The organism is Aminobacter sp. P4_H6_2 (genome assembly GCF_056400805.1).
The window spans coordinates 1-2,196 of record NZ_JBFUKO010000794.1 but is presented as its reverse complement, the minus strand read 5'-3'; the positions used below and the strand labels follow the sequence as shown (position 1 = coordinate 2,196).

Below are 2,196 nucleotides of genomic sequence, written 5' to 3'. Positions count from 1 at the left end.
GCGCACGTCCATCACGATCATCTTTTCGTGGTTGCGGTTGAACGGCGCGTAGAGTTCGCGCATCACCGCCTCGGAGGCTTCGCTCTGGGTGCCGATGATGACGCGGTCGGGCCTCATGCAATCGGCGACCGCCGAGCCTTCCTTGAGGAACTCCGGATTGGAGACGACGTCGAAGGAGAGATCCGCGCGGCCCCTTTGCTTGAGCACCTCGGCGATCTTCCGGGAGACCTTGTCGGCGGTACCGACCGGTACCGTCGACTTGGTGACGACGATCTTGGCACCGGCCATCTCGCGGCCGATCACTTCGGCGACCGACAACACATATTTGAGGTCGGCCGAGCCGTCCTCGCCCTGCGGCGTGCCGACCGCGATCATCTGGATTTCGCCATGCTTCACCGCCATCGCCGCATCGGTAGTGAAGACGATGCGSCCCGCSGCRTGGTTKTCGCGCACCARMGCTTCGAGRCCCGGCTCGAAGATCGGGATGAAACCCTGGTTCAGCCGCTCGACCTTGGCSGCGTCGACATCGACGCAGACCACGTCATGGCCGACCTCGGCCAAAACCGCAGCCTGCACAAGCCCGACATAGCCAATTCCAAATACCGTCAAGTTCATCCGGTCAAATCCTGTTGTTTGTGATGTTGCAAGTCCGGCGTCGGACTGCTCGTCGTTTGGAGATCACTGCAGCTTGCAGGCGACCGATTCCTTGAACTGGCAAGGCTCGCCGAGCGCGGTGAACGCCACCCGGTCGACGGCCATCGTCACCGGCTTGCCGGGATCGGAGAACGGCCCCATCCATTCCTTGAGCGTATCGGTGCCCCACAGGCTGAAGAATATCTTCTGCGGATGGCTGGGCAGTTGCGAGGCATCGGTCACCTCATGCACGAGTTTGCCGTTGACGTACCAGCGCAGCCGCTGCTTCTCCCAGACAAAGGCGTAGTCGTTGAATCCCTTGTCGGCGCCGCCTGTAACACCGACCAGTTTTTCGTCGTTCGACTTGCCGCCGACATATGCATTGACCTGTACCTTCGAGGGGTCCTTGGTCAGCACCTCGAAATCGATCTCGTCATGCGGCTGTTTATGCACCGGCCCGATATAGGTGAAAAAAGCCGCGTTGAGCCCGGAGCCGGTGCCGGTCTTCATGCGCGCCTCATAGGTGCCGTAGCCGAAGCGTGCCTTGGTCTGCACTTCGGCGCAGGAATAATCGCGGTTTTTGAACTGCTTCTTTTCGAAGCTCAGTATCAGCTTGCCGTCGGCGAGCTTGAGCTGGTTTTTCGACCAGGTGCAGTTCTGATGCTTGCCGTTGTCCCATCCATCGGAGACAAACCAGCGAGAACCGCTGAGGCTGTCGAAATTGTCGACGAATGACGCGCCAGTGGCATCCTGTGCGAGCGCACCACCTGTTGCACCAAGCAGACCGACGAGCGCGACCGACAGTTGCAAGGCGCCGAAGCGGCCAGCAACGTGATTTTTGTTCAAGTTCATAGCCAAGTCATCCTTGTGCCTGCATGCCTCCCGCCCGGGAACCACATCCTAACACCCGGCCAGGGTTGCGCCCGGCCGGCAACTTGTTCCTCCATCCTCCCTGAATCCGTTGCCGACGATCGCCGGGGCAAGATCGCTCCCGCGTCAACTTGCGCTGTCGGCTCCCCCAGTCGAGCGACCTTCGGCAGTAAACATGTCGACCGAATGACGAAGCCCTGAGACGAACTCGGTCTGCCTGCCCAGTTCCTCGATGCGACGAAGGCAGTTCTTGAGCGCTTCGGTCAGTTGGTCCATTTCAGCCGCCCGCCGCGACGACACCGCGTCATTGTCCATGGCTTCGACCAGGAAAGCCGCATTGGCCGAGACCGCCTCATAGCGGCTCCTGATGCCAGTTCTCTCCGCCTCGATCTCGGAAGCGAGTTGATCAAGCGAGCGCGCGAGCTGTTCGAAACGCACGCGATCCGTCCCCTGATCGCGGTCAGGGGTGCGGGTGCGGAATGCCAAGATCGATGTCATGCATGCTACTCCGCGTTTGGTAATCGAACGTCATTTCAGCCTAGCGCCCGCATGCTCGCCGACAACCGTCGTGCCAGGCATCAAATAGTGGTAGCGTGCATCGCCCGCTGAAGGCGCGCGTGACAATGCCCGGCGCAGCGGTTCGATCTTGTCCATGACCAATGCCCGGCGCAGCGGTTCGATCTTGTCCATGAC

General features: G+C 60.7%; 3 protein-coding genes. All 3 read right to left on the bottom strand.

All coding sequences use genetic code 11. The features are described from left to right. Positions 1–615, bottom strand: a 615-nt coding sequence (locus AC1DUU_RS30220; RefSeq protein ID WP_476787000.1) for a nucleotide sugar dehydrogenase, incomplete at its 3' end; no start/stop codon positions are given. Positions 616–678: 63 nt separating this feature from the next. Beyond that, positions 679–1,485 carry an endo-1,3-1,4-beta-glycanase ExoK gene (gene exoK, locus AC1DUU_RS30215; protein ID WP_476786999.1) on the bottom strand — a complete coding sequence of 269 codons (807 nt, stop codon included), beginning with the start codon at positions 1,483–1,485 and terminating at the stop codon, positions 679–681. Positions 1,486–1,629: 144 nt separating this feature from the next. After that, entirely contained in the window at positions 1,630–2,001 is a 372-nt protein-coding gene (locus AC1DUU_RS30210; RefSeq protein ID WP_476786998.1) for a hypothetical protein, read from the bottom strand. Positions 2,002–2,196 lie beyond the last annotated feature (195 nt).